General features: G+C 35.0%; 18 protein-coding genes. 10 read left to right on the plus strand and 8 right to left on the minus strand.

Features of this window, described 5'->3' with window-relative positions:
• Positions 1 to 4 precede the first annotated feature (4 nt).
• Positions 5 to 685 carry a Crp/Fnr family transcriptional regulator gene (locus tag P178_RS22370; RefSeq protein WP_155941671.1) on the minus strand — a complete coding sequence of 227 codons (681 nt, stop codon included), beginning with the start codon at positions 683 to 685 and terminating at the stop codon, positions 5 to 7.
• Positions 686 to 1,015: 330 nt separating this feature from the next.
• Here P178_RS22370 and P178_RS0118665 point away from each other — a divergent pair, with 330 nt between their 5' ends.
• From P178_RS0118665 to P178_RS0118710, 10 genes are all read left to right on the plus strand, one after another.
• On the plus strand, positions 1,016 to 1,492 hold the full coding sequence (locus P178_RS0118665) for a nucleoside deaminase (protein WP_027067661.1): 477 nt from the start codon (positions 1,016 to 1,018) through the stop codon (positions 1,490 to 1,492).
• Positions 1,493 to 1,680: 188 nt separating this feature from the next.
• On the plus strand, positions 1,681 to 2,550 hold the full coding sequence (locus tag P178_RS0118670) for an AraC family transcriptional regulator (RefSeq protein WP_027067662.1): 870 nt from the start codon (positions 1,681 to 1,683) through the stop codon (positions 2,548 to 2,550).
• 87 nt (positions 2,551 to 2,637) lie between these two features.
• Complete coding sequence (locus P178_RS0118675) at positions 2,638 to 3,960, plus strand: L-fuconate dehydratase (RefSeq protein WP_027067663.1); 1,323 nt, start codon at positions 2,638 to 2,640, stop codon at positions 3,958 to 3,960.
• An 11-nt stretch (positions 3,961 to 3,971) separates the two neighbouring features.
• Positions 3,972 to 4,745: an SDR family NAD(P)-dependent oxidoreductase gene (locus tag P178_RS0118680; protein WP_027067664.1), complete on the plus strand. Its 774-nt coding sequence runs from the start codon at positions 3,972 to 3,974 to the stop codon at positions 4,743 to 4,745.
• 10 nt (positions 4,746 to 4,755) lie between these two features.
• On the plus strand, positions 4,756 to 5,613 hold the full coding sequence (locus tag P178_RS0118685) for a fumarylacetoacetate hydrolase family protein (RefSeq protein WP_027067665.1): 858 nt from the start codon (positions 4,756 to 4,758) through the stop codon (positions 5,611 to 5,613).
• Positions 5,610 to 6,440, plus strand: coding sequence for an amidohydrolase family protein (locus P178_RS0118690; RefSeq protein ID WP_027067666.1), 831 nt, complete (start codon positions 5,610 to 5,612; stop codon positions 6,438 to 6,440). The genes P178_RS0118685 and P178_RS0118690 overlap by 4 nt, the downstream gene beginning before the upstream one ends.
• Before the next feature lie 34 nt (positions 6,441 to 6,474).
• Positions 6,475 to 7,254, plus strand: coding sequence for an SDR family oxidoreductase (locus P178_RS0118695; protein WP_027067667.1), 780 nt, complete (start codon positions 6,475 to 6,477; stop codon positions 7,252 to 7,254).
• Between the two features lie 48 nt (positions 7,255 to 7,302).
• Positions 7,303 to 8,610, plus strand: a complete 1,308-nt coding sequence (gene fucP, locus P178_RS0118700) for an L-fucose:H+ symporter permease (RefSeq protein ID WP_027067668.1) — start codon at positions 7,303 to 7,305, stop codon at positions 8,608 to 8,610.
• The gene (locus tag P178_RS0118705) at positions 8,611 to 8,946 is read left to right on the plus strand and encodes an L-rhamnose mutarotase (protein ID WP_027067669.1); all 336 of its coding nucleotides are present in this window, start codon (positions 8,611 to 8,613) and stop codon (positions 8,944 to 8,946) included.
• Positions 8,943 to 10,109: an alpha-hydroxy acid oxidase gene (locus tag P178_RS0118710; protein WP_027067670.1), complete on the plus strand. Its 1,167-nt coding sequence runs from the start codon at positions 8,943 to 8,945 to the stop codon at positions 10,107 to 10,109. The genes P178_RS0118705 and P178_RS0118710 overlap by 4 nt, the downstream gene beginning before the upstream one ends.
• A gap of 71 nt (positions 10,110 to 10,180) precedes the next feature.
• Here the strand turns inward: P178_RS0118710 and P178_RS0118715 are convergent, their stop codons facing one another.
• From P178_RS0118715 to P178_RS0118740, 7 genes are all read right to left on the minus strand, one after another.
• Positions 10,181 to 11,392: a DUF4861 domain-containing protein gene (locus P178_RS0118715; protein ID WP_231500570.1), complete on the minus strand. Its 1,212-nt coding sequence runs from the start codon at positions 11,390 to 11,392 to the stop codon at positions 10,181 to 10,183.
• Positions 11,382 to 12,176: a gluconate 5-dehydrogenase gene (locus P178_RS0118720; protein ID WP_027067672.1), complete on the minus strand. Its 795-nt coding sequence runs from the start codon at positions 12,174 to 12,176 to the stop codon at positions 11,382 to 11,384. The genes P178_RS0118715 and P178_RS0118720 overlap by 11 nt, the downstream gene beginning before the upstream one ends.
• A 4-nt stretch (positions 12,177 to 12,180) precedes the next feature.
• Positions 12,181 to 13,020 carry a 5-dehydro-4-deoxy-D-glucuronate isomerase gene (gene kduI / locus P178_RS0118725; RefSeq protein WP_027067673.1) on the minus strand — a complete coding sequence of 280 codons (840 nt, stop codon included), beginning with the start codon at positions 13,018 to 13,020 and terminating at the stop codon, positions 12,181 to 12,183.
• Positions 13,021 to 13,035: 15 nt separating this feature from the next.
• Positions 13,036 to 13,776: a DUF6250 domain-containing protein gene (locus P178_RS22375; protein WP_051638359.1), complete on the minus strand. Its 741-nt coding sequence runs from the start codon at positions 13,774 to 13,776 to the stop codon at positions 13,036 to 13,038.
• Between the two features lie 141 nt (positions 13,777 to 13,917).
• A complete protein-coding gene (locus P178_RS23490; RefSeq protein ID WP_197026820.1) occupies positions 13,918 to 14,292 on the minus strand; it encodes a hypothetical protein in 375 nt (124 codons plus the stop codon).
• Positions 14,244 to 15,767, minus strand: coding sequence for an arylsulfatase (locus P178_RS22380; protein ID WP_197026821.1), 1,524 nt, complete (start codon positions 15,765 to 15,767; stop codon positions 14,244 to 14,246). Before P178_RS22380 ends, P178_RS23490 begins: the two co-directional genes overlap by 49 nt.
• A gap of 57 nt (positions 15,768 to 15,824) precedes the next feature.
• Positions 15,825 to 17,237, minus strand: coding sequence for a hypothetical protein (locus P178_RS0118740; protein ID WP_155941672.1), 1,413 nt, complete (start codon positions 17,235 to 17,237; stop codon positions 15,825 to 15,827).
• Between the last annotated feature and the right edge of the window lie 56 nt (positions 17,238 to 17,293).

Below are 17,293 nucleotides of genomic sequence, written 5' to 3' on the forward strand. Positions count from 1 at the left end.
TGGTTTACTTAGTGTTTGTACTTAAAGTGGTTTGTGAATATGATATAAATTTTGAATCATAATCAATGACGTTGTCTTTACGCATTGTACTTAATACGTTATTGACCGTCTGTCTAGAAGTGTTTGTTAAGTTGGCAATATCTTTGTGAGAAAGAAGATTCTTTGCAATTACCCTTTCCTTATTACTTTCACCGAACTCTTCTATGTAGGCTTTAATAAATTCAGAGATTCTTGTTTTACTGTCTTTGTATAACAGGTCTTGAAGTCTTGTCTCTAATTTTCTAATGCGGAGGCCATAAATTTTTAGCAAGCCATTTTTTAAAGATTTATGTTCTTCCATCAAATCTTCCATCATATCAGATTCTATATAACAAATTACTACGTCTTCTAGAGCTATGGCTACTTCTTTAGATGAACTATCTTTATCATAAATGGATAGTTCTCCAAAAATATTTCCCTTCTTAACGACATACTTTACAATGTCACTTTCTGAGTCCATAATTTTGACAGATCCGTTTTTCAAAAAGAAAATGCATTTTCTATCTCGTGCTCCTATTTCAATGACACTGCCTTTATCTACATGATCCATTTCTAAAAAATCACATAGTTTCATCATAGAAGGCATCCCTAACTTTTTAAAAAGGCTAAATCCTTCCAGGAACCAATATTTAGTTATTGCTTTCAAATTATAATTTTAACAGAAACCAATATTACTGATTATCAATTGTATACAGAAGCTATAAATTTAACAGAGTTACTTCATACGACAGTTGAATAGATTTTATGGAGCTGCAAATGCAAAAAATATTACCTAAACAATAATGCTCTTAAATCTTTTTAAAATTGGTCGGTTTTAACATTCAGTCGTATTATTATCCTAATCTTTCATAATTATTTTAACATTCCCCTAAAAAATATCTTTCATGTTCAAAAAACACTAGCCCTAGAATTGTATATAAATGACGTAATTTGCACCCCCATTTACTCAACAATATATTATTAGAATTATAGAAATATGACGAAAGATCACGAGTTTTTTATGAGAAGAGCCATTGAAATGGCAGCAAAAGGAATGAACTCTAATGCAGGTGGCCCTTTTGGTGCTGTAGTTGTAAAAGACGGAGAAATTATTGCCGAAGGTCATAATAAAGTAACCTCTACAAATGACCCTACTGCACACGCAGAAATGGTTGTTATACGAGATGCCTGTAAAAAATTAAGTACTTTTCAACTTACAGATTGCATTATTTACACCTCTTGCGAACCTTGCCCTATGTGTTTTGGTGCCATTTATTGGGCTAGACCAAAAGCAGTTTATTATGGTTGTGATAAAGCAGATGCAAAAGCGATAGATTTTGATGACCAGTTTATTTATGACGAATTGGAAGTGGACATGCAAGACAGACAAATTCACTTTAAACAAATGTTACAAGAAGAAGCTGTTGAAGTTTTTAATAACTGGGCATCTAAAAACGACAAAACAAGATATTAGGATGTAAATACATAAAGTTTTAGACTTTGTGTGATGTTTATTTTTTAATGATTAGGGCGAAAACAACAATGTTGTTTTCGCCCTAATCATTTGTATATAAGTACAAACAATCTGCTTCAACGCTCATTCTAATATTAGATATTTTTTATACATTCAATATAGTTCGTATTTTGTACTAAATTCATGAAATGAAACTTCATTTACTAGATAGGTCCAGTACAGGAAATACTTCAATTACTGTATCTCAAAATAATTATAAGAACTTTTTAAAGGTTTGGCATTTTCATGAAGAATTAGAATTGGTCTACATTATAAAGAGTACCGGAACCAGATTTGTAGGTGATAGCATTGAAAAATTTCAATCTGGTGAAGTAATATTAATAGGTAAAAACGTACCACATATGTGGTTAAATGACGAGGCATATTTCGAAGAAAATTCAAGTCTTACCGCTCAGGCGGTGTCAGTGCATTTTAAAGATAATTTTGTAGGCAAAGAGTTTTTGTCATTGCCAGAAATGCAACCTATATCTCATCTTTTAAAAAAAGCGACCCAAGGAATTAAATTTAACAACGTTACTGATAATATAAAAAATGAGTTACTTAATTTAAGTAGTCTTAATCCTGCTATCAAAATAACAAGAATAATTGAAATTTTAAGTAAACTAGAACAGACGCAACATTACACTTTATTATCTAGTAATGGTTTCATCAATACTTTTCATCAAACGGAAAACAAAAGACTAAATACTATATATGAATACGTTTATCAAAACTTTCATACCCCTATAAGTTCTAAAGACGTTGCTGAATTAGCCAATATGAACGCTTCTGCATTCAGTAGGTTTTTCAAAACCATACATCGTAAACCATTTACTAGATTTTTAAATGAAATACGAATTGGCTTTGCATGTAAAATGTTATTGGAAAACAAAGAGAGTATTACATCAATTGCTTATGCATGTGGTTTCGGAAATATTTCCAATTTCAATAGACAGTTTAGAATTATAAAAAATGAATCTCCTTCCTCCTTTTTAAGCCAACATAAAAAACATTTATAATCATAATGCAAAAAAAGTATCGAATTTGGTATTTTATTAGGTGGTTTTAAGGTGTTAGTTGAGATATTTTTGATTAAAACTAAATCAATGTCAAATTCTATCATAATTACTGATGTAATAGCGAGGGACATCCGTTTTCCTACAAGCAAATCTTTAGATGGTTCAGATGCTATGAACCCAGATCCAGATTATAGTGCTGCATATGTCATTTTAAAAACAAATGCCCCTGAAGGCTATGAAGGTCATGGACTCACCTTTACTATAGGTAGAGGTAACGAACTTTGCACCCAAGCCATAAAGTCTCTTTCTCATCTGGTTATTGGTAAATCTTTAGAAAGTTTCACTGCAAACATGGGAGCTTTTTGGAAAATGATTACCGGTGATAGCCAATTAAGATGGTTAGGTCCAGAAAAAGGGGTAATCCATTTAGCTACTGGCGCTATTGTAAATGCTGTTTGGGACTTATATGCCAAAGTCGAAAAGAAACCACTTTGGAAACTTTTAGCAGACATGACCCCTGCGGAACTGGTTTCATGTATAGACTTTACATACATTACCGATGCCATTACACCACAAGAAGCCCTAGAAATATTATCTAAAAATGAGGCTACTAAACAAGAACGCATTGCTCTTTTAGAAGAAAAAGGATATCCAGCATACACTACCTCTGCCGGTTGGCTAGGTTATTCTGACGATAAAATGAGACGTCTTTGTAAAGAGGCAAAAGAAAGTGGTTTTAAACATATGAAAATTAAGGTGGGATCAGATCTTAAGGATGATATGAGACGCGCCGCAATTATTCGTGAAGAAATTGGCGATGATTTAAAGCTTATGATGGATGCCAATCAAAAATGGGATGTTGATGAAGCCATTACCAATATGGAATCGCTTAAAAAATTTAACCCTTGGTGGATTGAAGAGCCTACAAGTCCTGATGATATATTAGGACATGCTAAAATTGCCAAGGCAGTAAAACCAATTGAGGTTGCTACTGGCGAACATTGTCAAAACAGAGTTATCTTTAAGCAACTAATGCAAGCAGGTGCTATTGGTATCTGTCAAATAGATAGCTGCAGAGTTGGTGGGGTAAATGAAATTTTAGCCATTTTATTAATGGCCGCTAAATTCAATATTCCTGTTTGTCCACATGCGGGCGGTGTTGGTCTTTGTGAGTATGTTCAACATTTATCCATGATAGATTATATAGCTATCAGTGGAACTATGGAAAATAGAATCATTGAATATGTAGATCATTTACATGAACATTTTTACGACCCGGTTGTTATAAAAAATGGAGCTTATATGCCTCCAAAATTACCAGGTTATAGTATTACAATGAAAGAAGATTCTTTAGATACCTATACTTTTCCCGATGGTGAATTTTGGAAAAAAGAATTACAGAATATTTAAATATAATATACATGAAGTTTAACCTAAAAGGCAAAAATGTAATTATTACTGGCGGCGGTAGCGGCATAGGAAAGGCTATTTCTACCACTTTTGCCGCACAGGGCGCTACAGTTCATATTTTAGAACTAAACGCGGATAATGCAGAAAGTACCGTCAACGTAATTAAAGAAGAAGGTGGTAACGCTTTTGCCTATAATTGTAACGTAGTCGAGCAAAAACAAGTTACCAATATCATAGATAAAATTACAGCTAAGCATAACGTATCTATTTTAATCAACAACGCGGGGATTGCTCATGTTGGAAATATTGAAAAAACGACAGAAGCAGATTTAGACCGCATATATGAAGTAAATGTAAAAGGTCCTTATAACTGTATGTATGCCTTAATACCAAAGATGAAAGAAAATGGTGGCGTTATTATCAACATGACATCAATTGCTTCAAGCGTAGGTATAGATGATCGTTTTGCATACTCTATGAGTAAAGGAGCTATGCTTACCATGACGTATTCTGTTGCGAAGGATTATGTTAAGGATGGTATTCGTTGCAACAGTATTTCCCCTGCTAGAATACACACTCCCTTTGTTGACGGATTTATAAAAAACAACTATCCTGGGCAAGAAGAAGAAATGTTCGATAAATTATCGGCAACCCAACCAATTGGCAGAATGGGTAAACCCCAAGAAGTAGCTGACCTAGCCCTTTACCTGTGTTCTGACGAGGCTTCATTTATTACAGGAACAGATTTCCCAATTGATGGGGGATTCATAAAACTTAACGGATAAAATATATAGCATGAAATTAATACGATTTGGAACAATAGAGAATGAAAAACCAGGTGTAATCCTTGAAAATGGAGAATGGGTAGATACTTCTAGTTTTGGAGAAGATTATGATGAACAATTTTTTAATAACGATGGCTTAAGCCGACTAAAATCTTGGCTTGATGAAAAAGCAGAAAATCTACCAAAAATAGACAAGAGCACACGCTTGGCTCCTCCCCTTAAAAAACCCTCTAAAATTGTTTGCGTTGGTTTAAATTACGCAAAGCATGCAGCAGAAAGTGGAATGAAAGTACCAACCGAACCTGTTTTATTTTTTAAGGCCACTTCTGCCATTGTAGGTCCTAATGACGATGTAATAATTCCTAAAAACAGTAAAAAAACCGATTGGGAAGTAGAGCTAGCAGTAGTAATAGGTAAAAAAGCCAGTTATGTAGAAGAAGCGGATGCCATGGATTATGTTGCAGGTTATATGCTGCATAATGATTATAGTGAAAGAGAATTTCAATTAGAAAAAGAGGGACAATGGGTAAAAGGAAAAAGCTGTGACACTTTTGCTCCTATTGGTCCATTTTTAGCTACTAAAGATGAAGTTGCTAATCCACATAACTTAGATCTATGGCTAAAAGTAAATGGTGAATTATTACAGAATAGCAATACTGAAGATTTAGTTTTCAATGTGCCTGAATTGGTTAGTTATATTAGTCAATACATGACACTTTTACCAGGTGACATCATATCAACAGGAACACCCTTTGGTGTAGGCTTAGGATTCAACCCTCCAAGATATTTAAACCCTGGTGACGTGGTTGAATTAGGTATAGAAAAACTAGGTAGTTCTAAACAAGTAGCCAAGGCATATACAAAATGATAATTGACAGCCATCAACATTTTTGGAAGTATGATTCGGTTAGAGATAGTTGGATAGATGATACTATGAAAATCATTCAGAGAGATTTTCTACCTGCTGATCTTGAACCCATTCTTAAAACAAACAATGTTGATGGTTGCATTGCAGTACAGGCAGACCAGTCTGAACAAGAAACTGAATTTTTATTGGATTTAGCTAAAAATAACAAGTTCATTAAAGGTGTTGTTGGCTGGGTAAACCTTAGTGATACCGGTGTTGAAAATCGCTTAAAATATTTTAGTCAAGATACACTCTTTAAAGGGGTTCGTCATATTTTACAGGCGGAAAAGGATGACTTTATGCTTGACCAAACGTTTCTTAATGGAATTAATAAGCTAGCACCCTTAAATTTAACCTACGACTTATTAATTTATGCACATCAATTACAAAACTGTGCAACCTTAGTTTCAAAATTTCCGGATCAAAAATTTGTACTTGATCATATAGCAAAACCCTCCATAAAATTTGGGGAAATAGAAACTTGGAAAACAGCTATTAAAACACTGGCAGCATTGCCCAATGTGTATTGCAAGCTTTCAGGTTTAACCACAGAAGCAGATTGGCATAATTGGAAAACTGAAGATTTCATCCCATATATTGATGTGATTTTTGAAGAATTCGGGGCGCATCGTATCATGTATGGATCAGATTGGCCCGTATGTCTATTATCTGGAAATTACTCAAAAACAAAGGAGATAGTGACTACCTATATTAAGAAATTATCCAGCCAAGAACAACAGCAAGTTATGGGGCTGAATGCCATAAATTTTTACGGAATAACTATTTAAATTATATCTATCTAAAAATAAAACATACCAAACCATGGATTTAAAATTGAAAAATAAAATTATAATCGTTTCTGGAGGTTCATCTGGTATTGGTAGAGGAATAAGTATTAGCCTTGCCAAAGAGGGGGCAATTCCCTACATCTTAGGAAGAAACAAAGCCAATATCGTTTCAGTTATTTCAGAGATTGAAAAAAGCGGTGGCCAGGCTGGTTATGCTTTTGCCGAGCTTACAAACCCAGAACAGTGTAAGGAAGCTGTTGATAGTTGTATTTCTAGATTTGGAAGAATAGATGGCTTGGTCAACAATGCAGGAGTAAATGATTCTGTAGGCTTAGAAGCAGGTAACCATGATGACTTCATGAAATCTATCTCAAGAAATCTTACGCATTACTATATGATGGCACATTATGCATTGCCAGAACTAAAAAAGAATAAAGGCGCTATTGTAAATATTGGATCTAAAACTTCGGTAACCGGACAAGGGGGAACTTCTGGATACGCTGCGGCAAATGGTGGTAGAAATGCACTTACTAGAGAATGGGCGGTAGAACTTTTACCCTACTCCATTAGAGTTAATGCTGTAATTGTTGCGGAATGCTATACGCCTTTGTATGATAGATGGATAAACTCTCTACCCAACCCTGAAGAAAAATTAAAGGGTATTACAGAAAAAATTCCTTTAGAAAACAGAATGACCACAGTTGAGGAAATTGCAGATATGGTTGCATTTTTATTATCTGAAAAATCTAGCCACACTACTGGTCAATTAATATTTGTAGATGGTGGTTATAGTCATTTAGATCGTGCATTATAACATTAGCCTAGATTATAAATTAATTACCTAATTCTAAACCAACCACCAATGTCGAATATTGATAAAAAACCAATAGTTTCTAAAAAAGCGCTTTTGCCTTTTATTTTAATTACATCATTATTCGCGCTATGGGGATTTGCAAATGCCGTTACCGATCCAATGGTACAGGCATTTAAAAAAGTTTTAGAACTCTCTAATTCACAAGCGGCTTGGGTACAAATGGCTTTCTACGGAGGGTATTTCTGTATGGCGTTACCTGCAGCGCTGTTTGTTAGAAAATACTCTTACAAAGTGGGTGTACTTATTGGTCTAGCTTTGTATGCCACAGGAGCGTTACTTTTTTATCCTGCTGCAATTACAGAACAATTTTGGTTCTTTTGCTTGGGATTATATATTTTAACTTTTGGTCTAGCATTTTTAGAAACTACTGCTAATCCATATATATTAGCAATGGGAGACCCAAAAACAGCGACTCAGCGGTTAAATCTGGCTCAAGCTTTTAATCCTATAGGACTTTTATTGGGGCTTTTGGTGGCGCAACAATTTGTACTAAAAAATCTACAATCAGACGATATAGAGAATTATAGTGCTTTATCAGAATCTAAAAAAGCACTCATTAGAACATCAGATTTAATGGTTATTAGAGACCCATATGTTATTTTAGGGCTGGTAATACTGGCTATTTTAGTACTTATTGCAGTTAGTAAAATGCCACAATCTAAAGGTGATGGCTCCATACCCAGTTTAAGCCATACTTTTAATTCTTTGAAGAAAAACAAAAAATACGTTTTTGGTGTTGTTGCGCAAATTTTCTACGTAGGAGCACAAATTATGTGTTGGACCTATATTTACCAATATGCAGAAGCTATTGGCATGGATAGCGAAACTGCTGCCAATTATCAAATTGTAGCTTTTATTTTATTTTTAGTGGGTAGGGTTATTGGTACATATCTTTTAAGATTTATATCCTCAGGTAAACTACTTTTAATTTACGCCTTTGCTGCTATTTTAGCATCACTCGGAACCATGTTTTTAGTGGGCGAAATAGGACTTTACTGCCTGGTAGCCATGTCGCTATGCATGTCGGTTATGTTTCCTACCATTTACGGTATAGCTTTAGAGAATTTAGAAGAAGAAGAATCAAAAATTGGCGCGGCCGGTTTAGTTATGGCCATTGTAGGTGGGGCTTTAATGCCAGGACTACAAGGAAAAATTATTGATATTGGCGGATTTGGTGTGAATGACACTCAAATTCTAGGATTATCTGAAGTAAATTTCTCCTTCATTTTACCTTTGATCTGTTTTGTAATCATCGCTTTTTATGGGCAAATGACCAATAAATACTATCAGAACTAAATGGAAAATAAAAAATATTGTTTTGCTTTAGATTTAAAGAATGATGCTGTTCTTATAAATGAATATATTACACACCATAAAAAGGTATGGCCAGAAATTATTGAAAGTATCAAAGATTCTCACATTGAAAAACTAGAAATTTATCTAGTTGAAAATCGGCTATTCATGATTATGGAGACGAATGTCTTATTCTCTTTTGAGAAGAAACAAGAAGCAGATAAAAATAACCTTAAAGTCCAAGAATGGGAGAATTTGATGTGGAAATACCAAAAAGCTATACCAAATTCTAAACCTGGAGAAAAATGGCGATTAATGAACAAAATATTTGAATTATGAGTAAAGCCAAACTTACCATAAACAACAACTACCCTTCTGTTACCGACTTACGAAATAAAGCAAAGAAGAAAATTCCAAAATTTGCTTTTGAATATTTGGACGGTGGTTGTAATGAAGATGTAAACCTGATAAAAAATACTGCAGAAATAAGAGAGGTAGAATTATCTCCTAGTTACCTAAGTAAGCACACAGGTTCTGATATGAAAACCGAGTTATTTGGTCATACATACGATGCTCCTTTCGGTATTGCACCAGTTGGTCTACAAGGTCTAATGTGGCCAAACGCTCCTGAAATTTTAGCCAAAGCTGCATTTGAACATAACATACCGTTTGTATTAAGCACGGTATCTACAAGTAGTATTGAAAGAATTTCTGAGATAACAGAAGGCCAGGCTTGGTTTCAATTATATCATCCAACGGAAAATAGATTACGAGACGACATGATCAATAGAGCTGCACAGGCAGAATGTCCAGTTCTCGTAATTTTATCAGATGTACCTACTTTTGGTTTTAGACCACGAGACATTAGAAATGGTTTGGCTATGCCTCCAAATATGAGTGTAAAAAATATACTCCAAATTCTAGGTAAACCAGAATGGGCTATGAAAACGCTAATTCATGGGCAGCCTAATTTTGAAACACTAAAACCCTATATGCCTAAAAACTTAGATTTAAAACAACTAGGCAAGTTTATGGACCAAACCTTTACCGGTAGATTAAACGAGGAAAAGATTAAGCCTATTCGCGATATGTGGAAAGGCAAATTAGTTCTAAAAGGTGTAGCGTCTGAAATGGATGCTGAAAAAGCTATTCGCTTAGGAATAGATGGTATCATTGTCTCTAACCATGGCGGAAGACAATTAGATGCAGGGGAATCTACAATTAGACCATTGACCAGAATAGCAGAGAAGTATGGCAATCAAATTAAGGTAATGATGGATAGTGGTTTGCGCTCTGGTCCAGATATTGCCAGAACTATGGCCTCTGGTGCAGAGTTTACTTTCTTAGGGCGATCATTTATGTACGGAGTAGCCGCCTTAGGAAATGAAGGTGGCAACCATACTATCTCATTATTAAAAACCGAATTGCAACAGGTGATGGAACAGGTTTGTTGTGAAAGAACATTAGACTTTCCTAACCATCTTATTAAGAAAATAAACTAATAAAAACAGATAATCTGTATATTTAAGTATGAGTAAACAAACTCAGAAAGTATACAGATTATCTGAATATTTTATTGCACTAATTCTACTTGTAATGGTGTATTTATCTTTTTAGCAAATTGCTTTAAATAGTTGTTCCATTCTTCTTTTGAACTAAATTGTTTACTTTTTTTCCAGCCAAATCCTGTATAATACACTGCTTCACCGTCAACTACTTTTATTTGTGCGTATAAGTTGCTTAAATCTTTGGCATCGGTTACATATTTATCATATCCCAACATAGCGCTTGAAGGAACTACAACACCAGTTCCTAATTCTGAGCCAAAATATGGTTCCCAATAACTTACCCAACCTTCTTCAACATCTGTAGTTGTTTCCCCATCTTTTTCATGGAGTGTAAGACCTACAGACAGTGTTTCCGACCCGTCAATTTCAACCCTAAATTTTGACAAGTTACTTCCTCGATCCAAAGAAATATATTTCTTTTCCTCTATGGTTTTATCTCCTGCTTTCCATGGTGCATACATAATCCAAAAACTAGTTCTAATCGGTCCGGTTTCAATAGTTTTATAATCTGTAAAATTTCTTGAAAATTGATATGCAGTATCTACCTTAATTGCAATACCACCTACTCCTCTACTAGTACCCACATGAAAATTATCTAAACCTTCTCCGTCATCTTCATGATAAGACCCATCTGTCTCTAGTTCTTTTTTATACCACTTATTAATGATAGGATAATCTACTCTTTTTAACCAAGCATCTATTCCACTAGACAATGTACCACCAGGCACATTGTCTTCTATCATTTTTTGTGCAACAGGACCATATGTTCTAAATGCGACCCTATCATTTTCCCAAGCATAATCATCTGTACGTTCAGGAACGAATCGTGAATAACAGGTAGGAATCTCATCTGTTTGATCTTCAATATCTTTAAGACCAATAGTGAAAGATTTACTTGAATTCGCATCTATTGTTGGCTGAAACAATAATACATCTGCAGTACCATCCCCATCAGTATCACTTAACTGTGAAACCAATTCTGAAGTAGTACCTACTTCACTGATTTTATATGTTTTTCCGGCTGTAAGCTTAAGTTCTTCGTTTGATTTCAAAAGACTTAAATCAATTTCAACAGTCTCGAAAGAACGATTTATATCCAAATTATTAGTTACTTGTATTTGTAACGGTTTTTCGCTTGCACAACCAATCAAAAACAAGGTTAAGATAGCCGTACAATACTTTAGAGAGTTTAGATTGATCATAATTTTAGCTTTCATTACTTGGTTTACCTATGGTAGCTAGAATACCACCATCAACATATAGAACATGTCCATTTACAAAATCGCTAGCTCTTGAAGATAAAAATATTGCCGCTCCCGCCAAGTCATCTGGATCTCCCCATTTTGCAGCTGGCGTTCTATTCAAAATAAATTCATTAAACGGGTGACCATCTACACGTATTGGAGCTGTTTGGCTGGTTGCAAAATAACCCGGTCCTATACCATTTACCTGTATGTTATGTTTTGCCCATTCCGTAGCCATATTTTGGGTCAACATTTTTAAACCTCCTTTTGCAGCAGCGTATGCACCAACGGTATTTCTACCCAACTCACTCATCATTGAGCAAATATTGATAATCTTACCTTGTTTCTTTGCTATCATGGTTTTTACCACGTGCTTTGACACAATGAACGGACTCACCAAATCAACGTTGATAACTTCTTTGAAGTCTTCAACTTCCATATCTTCCAAAGGAGTTCGTTTAATTATCCCTGCATTATTTACAAGTATATCTATTGAACCAACCTTACTTTGAATGTCATTTATAGCTTTGATTACTTCTTCTTCATTCGTGACATTGAACTTAAATCCATATGCATCAATGCCCAAAGACTTATAATAATCTACAGCATCATCTATTTTAGATTGCGATGAATTACCATTAACTATCAATCTAGCACCGGCCATACCTAAGCCCTTGGCCATAGCCATACCTAAACCATGTGTACTGCCAGTTACAAGAGCAACTTTTCCTTTTAAATTAAATAGTTCCGTAGACATAATTTTATTTTAATTCTGTTATTGCTGCTACATCCATATCGCTGTAGTCTAGATTTTCACCCGCCATACCCCAAATAAAAGTATAGTTAGACGTTCCTGAACCACAATGAATAGACCATGGCGGAGAAATTACAGCTTGATGATTATGCATCCATATATGACGTGTTTCTTGAGGTTGCCCCATAAAATGACATACTGCCTGACCTTCTGGAACGTCTAAATAAAAATAGACCTCCATCCTACGGTCGTGAACATGAGCCGGCATCGTGTTCCAAACACTACCTGTTTTCAATTTTGTCATTCCCATTTGCAATTGGCAAGTGGTAACCACACCACCAATAATCATTTGGCTTACCGTTCTATGGTTTGCTGTTTCTAAAGACCCTAATTCTAATTTATTAGCCTCTTCTAAACTTACCTTTTTGGTTGGATACGTTGTATGTGCTGGAGCCGAATTGATGTAGAATTTAGCAGGGTTATTAGCGTCATCGCTCTTAAAAACGACATCTTTAGCTCCCATGCCAATATATAAAGCATCTTTATGCCCTAGACTATAAGTTTTACCATCTACCTCAACAGAACCGCTTTCACCAACGTTGATTATCCCCATTTCTCTTCTTTCCAAGAAAAATTCCGCTTTTAGAGGATCAATACTTTCCAATTGCAAAGCTGTTTCAGGAACTGCTGAACCAGCAATATATCGATCGTAATGCGTATAAGTAAGATTGATCTCTCCTTTTTTCATAAGGTCATCAATCAAAAACTCATTGCGTAAAGCTGTAGTATCATATTGTTTAACTGCCTCTGGACTAGAAGCATATCTTGTTTTATACGTTGTAGACATTTAATTATATTTTTATTATTGTTTTAATCTGTACACTTTAAAATTATCAATGGTCATATGGTTTTTGACCGTTCTAAATCCGAAATAACCTTTAGTATATGGATCTTCGTCATATAGGTCAATCATTTTAACTCCGTTCCTATAATATTGAATTACATTATTGTAGGCAATAATTCTAATATGATAATTTTTGTTCGGCTCTAAAAGATACTCGTTTTTAGTAAAATCGTGCTCTTTTAACAATGGTCTTTCTCCATTACCTACATACCTTCTAAATCTCGTTTTTGTATTATCATGACCACCCACACCCATATAATACAGGCGTAAATTATCGTAGTTAGAAAACTTACCATGTCTAGATGCCGATTTTGCGAACAAATTTTCTGGGTTCTCAACATCAGTTGCCATCCAAAAACAATTCATATCAGAAACCCGGTCATTAGCACCTCCTTCATCTATGATATACGTATCATACTCAATCATAATAGGTCCAGACAGCTCTTTCTTATACCAAATTGTACAACCAGCAACATCATCTATTTCTAGTTTACTGTCTTTTAAGATGCTGCTGCCCCCTTCCATTTGTTCCACTTGCCAAGCATCTAAGTTATCATCAAAATTTTCTTCGTATAACAACTTGGCATTTACCTCTAAAGAATCAGTTAACTCCAGTACTTTTAACGTTGGAGCACAACTATAACTAAAAACCACAGTGTACAGCAGAAATATTGATGCTTTTAAATAGTTACTATTCATTAGACTTATGACTCTTTTTATAGATTAACTCCGATACAATGCAATATGGGATTTTAGCTCTAATTTAATTATAACTCATAGTTCATTTTTGATAAATTATGAATCAGGATAAAATTAAATTCTAAAAATCAAGCACTTAGCCTATTCTAGTTTTTCTACACTAACAAAATAAGCTCCCAAGGTTTCTTTATCCTCTAATGTAAACCAAGTTTGAAGTTCTGTATCTCCTTTGGTCAAATCAACAGTAAATTCTGCATATTCCTGGGTAGGATCTACATCGATTTCCTTATCAACCTGTTGCACTTTTAATCTTGCCTTAGTAATAGGTAAAGATTTACCTGGCTTACTTGCGGACACACTAGTACCTTCTTTTGCAGGTCTTATTGCTGCTTCTGCATTTAATGCCAATTTTGTTTCCTCTGGCCATCTTCTAAGTTTAACTGAATACGTACCTGCTTCAACAACTTTTAAAGCCCAATATCCATATAGCCTGTACGAATATGTCTTTGATGCCACGGACTATCACCATCCGTATGCCAATCATGACAATATAACTTTGCAGGATTTTCTTTCTCATGCCCAACATAGATACGTGGTAGTTCTTCATAACCCGGAAGTAAATCTTGCCACCAAGTATTGTAAGCTTCCTTGAACTCCGCAATTTTATCAGGATAATTTTGGGCAATGTTTATCCGCTGTTCTGGATCAGTAGCCAGATTATATAATTCAGTACTATCAATCAATCGCCATTTTCCTTGCATTAATGATGTTCTACGCCATGGTTCTGGAATTTCGGTACGTTGAGAGTTAGTAATGACAATTCTATTATTGAACTCTTCTGTTTCTCCATTTATAAGCGGAAGTAAACTCTTACCATCAAAATCGATAGCCGAATCTACTTCTAAATCGCACATCTCTACCAATGTAGGTAGTACATCAAAATGTGCAGTTAGTTCATCAATATCTTTCCCTAGGGTTATTCCTCCATTCTTCCAATGAATAAACAATGGAACTCGGTGTCCACCTTCATACTTACTTGCCTTGACCCCACGCATACCGGCATTGAAGCCTTTCTTTATAAAACCGTCTAATCTATGCCCGTCGGTTTTAGCGCCTTGAGCCGTACCGTTATCCGTTGTAAAAATCAAGATGGTATTATCCATAAGTTCTGACTTTTCTAGATAAGTAACAAGCTTGCCCACATTCTCATCAATATTCGCAATCATACCATAAAACGCAGGTAAAGGAATACTATCATTATCCGTATAAGGCTCTATATACTTATCGGCTACAAAGTAGGGCGAATGAGCCGTATTCGTTGGCAAGTAACAAAAGAAGGGTTGGTCTTTATTTTTTTCGATATGCTTAATAGCTTCATTAAACCAAATATCTGTGCTATAACCTTCAAATCTTTTAAGCTCTCCATTATGAACATACATATCGTCAAAATAGTCGTTATCCCAATAATCCATTGTTTGCTCCATTCCACCGCCACCGTGTGATAGAACTTCATCAAAACCTTTGTCTTGTGGTCTAAAAGGATAATTATCCCCTAAATGCCATTTCCCGAACATGGAGGTTGAATACCCATTATCCTTGAATATTTGAGCCATAGTCGTTTCAGTTTCCAATAACATAGACCTTCCGTTTATGGTATGCCAAACACCTGCCCTATTTGCATTATGACCTGTTAATAATGCAGCTCTTGTTGGTGCGCAAGTAGGATTTACATGATAATCTGTAAATCGGGCGCTTTGTGAATGAAGCTTGTCTAAATTAGGTGTTTTAATATATGGATTACCCAATGCGGCAATATCACCGTAGCCTTGATCATCTACCAATATTAATATAACATTGGGTTTACTCTTTTTATCTGTGGTGATTTGCTTTTTCTCCTGACATGAGAATAACAAAGATGTTATGACAATAAGTAGTGATAGAGAAAAATAATTATGGTTTCTGAAGGTTGATTTTGTTGCTATTAAAAACATAGGTCTATAATTGTTTTTATTCTTTAATTAGTTTTATACGAGAGATAAATTATCCGCTTAATCTTTTAAAATTTCCTTGAAGAACAGATGATTATTTCGACCCTCATCTAATACCTTACCTGCTGAAATACCTTTACAGTCACTACTATTATCATCTAGTTCTACAGGGTACTCGGTGAAGTTGTGCAGTAAAATATTAGAAGCAGAATAATTTTCATCTTTTGCAAGCAAACCAATGGTTCGGTTATCGCCACCAATTTTAATTTTAAGGTTTTGATCTGGATTAGGATTCGCATTTTTAAGCGTAATTTTATGATTACTCCCTATTATTATAGCCGCATGACCGCTGCCATTATATGATTTCCCTTCATAAGGCAATAAGGTGATTTCCGCATTCATACCACTATCGGTAATGTAATCTACACCTAATGCCGGTCCATACTGTGTATCGGCATAACTATCTACAATATCTCCAGTGCCAATACAAAAACCTCTTTCGCACCCTATAACCGTAGTACCACTTACATATTTAGTTCCTGTGGCATGTGTCAATGTTACCCCAGCCCTCATATTTTTTACCGTGCAATTTATAATTGTTGGGTTCGAAGTTCCGCGGTTATACTCCACACCGTCAATTATAGTTTCTCCACCATTATATGCTCTTATACCTCCTTCGCCCATGCTCATCATATACCCTGGTGGTAATTTATACCCAAAATATGTCATGAAACCGGCTTTATCGCCGTCTGAACCTGTACCAGTTTCAGCAAGCATATCATCTGTAGATCGCATGGCACCTTCTATATAACAACCTTCTATTAAAGGCTCATCTGCCGCCTGCATAAACAAGGCATGCCCATAAGATCTGTGAATAATTGTACAGTTTTTCACATGATTCTTATAACCCCGAACCAAAAAGGCAGAATGCTTAAAATGAGGAATTACATTTTTGCCTCCTTTTCCAAACGTTTCTCCATAACCATACGGGTAAGATCCTTTGGTACTTAAATGTAGACCTTCTATTTTATTATTTGCACCATCCATAACTACATTACAAGCTCTTCTTTTGGGGTAGTCATTTACCGAACCAATATCTGCCATTGTAAGGTTTTTTATAACATTGTTATTTCCTGTTACTTGAATTTCATAAAACTCATCATATTCACCATACACCGTTAAAACTTTAGTTTCCACATGTAAATTAACATTGGTAAAATCATAAGTACTACTATTACCTGAAAACAACAATAACACCAATGCTTTGTGCCTATCTATATTTGTCTCTGACTTGAATTTATCATTGATTATATCTTCTGCGATTATAGTATACGTTCCTGGTTTTAAAACAACCTCAACACTATCTTGCTGCAAATACGGAAATAATTCTTCTAAAGAATTTACCATAGTTTGTGCTGATACTGTAATACTGGTTAACAGTAGACAAACGATCAACATAACCTTTGAATTCATTATTATACTATTACTCTTCATTTTACAGGTCTTCTTTTAGGTTTTGTTTGCTACGA

The sequence above is a fragment of the Maribacter sp. Hel_I_7 genome (genome assembly GCF_000688315.1).
In the GTDB taxonomy this organism is placed as follows: Bacteria; Bacteroidota; Bacteroidia; order Flavobacteriales; family Flavobacteriaceae; genus Maribacter; species Maribacter stanieri.

What these genes read in the sequence shown, in the direction of transcription:
- P178_RS0118665 (WP_027067661.1), top strand. Translation starts at nt 1,016, where the DNA reads ATGACGAAAGATCACGAGTTTTTTATGAGAAGAGCCATTGAAATGGCA.
- P178_RS0118670 (WP_027067662.1), top strand. Translation starts at nt 1,681, where the DNA reads ATGAAACTTCATTTACTAGATAGGTCCAGTACAGGAAATACTTCAATT.
- P178_RS0118675 (WP_027067663.1), top strand. Translation starts at nt 2,638, where the DNA reads ATGTCAAATTCTATCATAATTACTGATGTAATAGCGAGGGACATCCGT.
- P178_RS0118680 (WP_027067664.1), top strand. Translation starts at nt 3,972, where the DNA reads ATGAAGTTTAACCTAAAAGGCAAAAATGTAATTATTACTGGCGGCGGT.
- P178_RS0118685 (WP_027067665.1), top strand. Translation starts at nt 4,756, where the DNA reads ATGAAATTAATACGATTTGGAACAATAGAGAATGAAAAACCAGGTGTA.
- P178_RS0118690 (WP_027067666.1), top strand. Translation starts at nt 5,610, where the DNA reads ATGATAATTGACAGCCATCAACATTTTTGGAAGTATGATTCGGTTAGA.
- P178_RS0118695 (WP_027067667.1), top strand. Translation starts at nt 6,475, where the DNA reads ATGGATTTAAAATTGAAAAATAAAATTATAATCGTTTCTGGAGGTTCA.
- fucP (WP_027067668.1), top strand. Translation starts at nt 7,303, where the DNA reads ATGTCGAATATTGATAAAAAACCAATAGTTTCTAAAAAAGCGCTTTTG.
- P178_RS0118705 (WP_027067669.1), top strand. Translation starts at nt 8,611, where the DNA reads ATGGAAAATAAAAAATATTGTTTTGCTTTAGATTTAAAGAATGATGCT.
- P178_RS0118710 (WP_027067670.1), top strand. Translation starts at nt 8,943, where the DNA reads ATGAGTAAAGCCAAACTTACCATAAACAACAACTACCCTTCTGTTACC.
- P178_RS0118715 (WP_231500570.1), bottom strand. Translation starts at nt 11,392, where the DNA reads ATGAAAGCTAAAATTATGATCAATCTAAACTCTCTAAAGTATTGTACG.
- P178_RS0118720 (WP_027067672.1), bottom strand. Translation starts at nt 12,176, where the DNA reads ATGTCTACGGAACTATTTAATTTAAAAGGAAAAGTTGCTCTTGTAACT.
- kduI (WP_027067673.1), bottom strand. Translation starts at nt 13,020, where the DNA reads ATGTCTACAACGTATAAAACAAGATATGCTTCTAGTCCAGAGGCAGTT.
- P178_RS22375 (WP_051638359.1), bottom strand. Translation starts at nt 13,776, where the DNA reads ATGAATAGTAACTATTTAAAAGCATCAATATTTCTGCTGTACACTGTG.
- P178_RS22380 (WP_197026821.1), bottom strand. Translation starts at nt 15,767, where the DNA reads ATGTTTTTAATAGCAACAAAATCAACCTTCAGAAACCATAATTATTTT.
- P178_RS0118740 (WP_155941672.1), bottom strand. Translation starts at nt 17,237, where the DNA reads ATGAATTCAAAGGTTATGTTGATCGTTTGTCTACTGTTAACCAGTATT.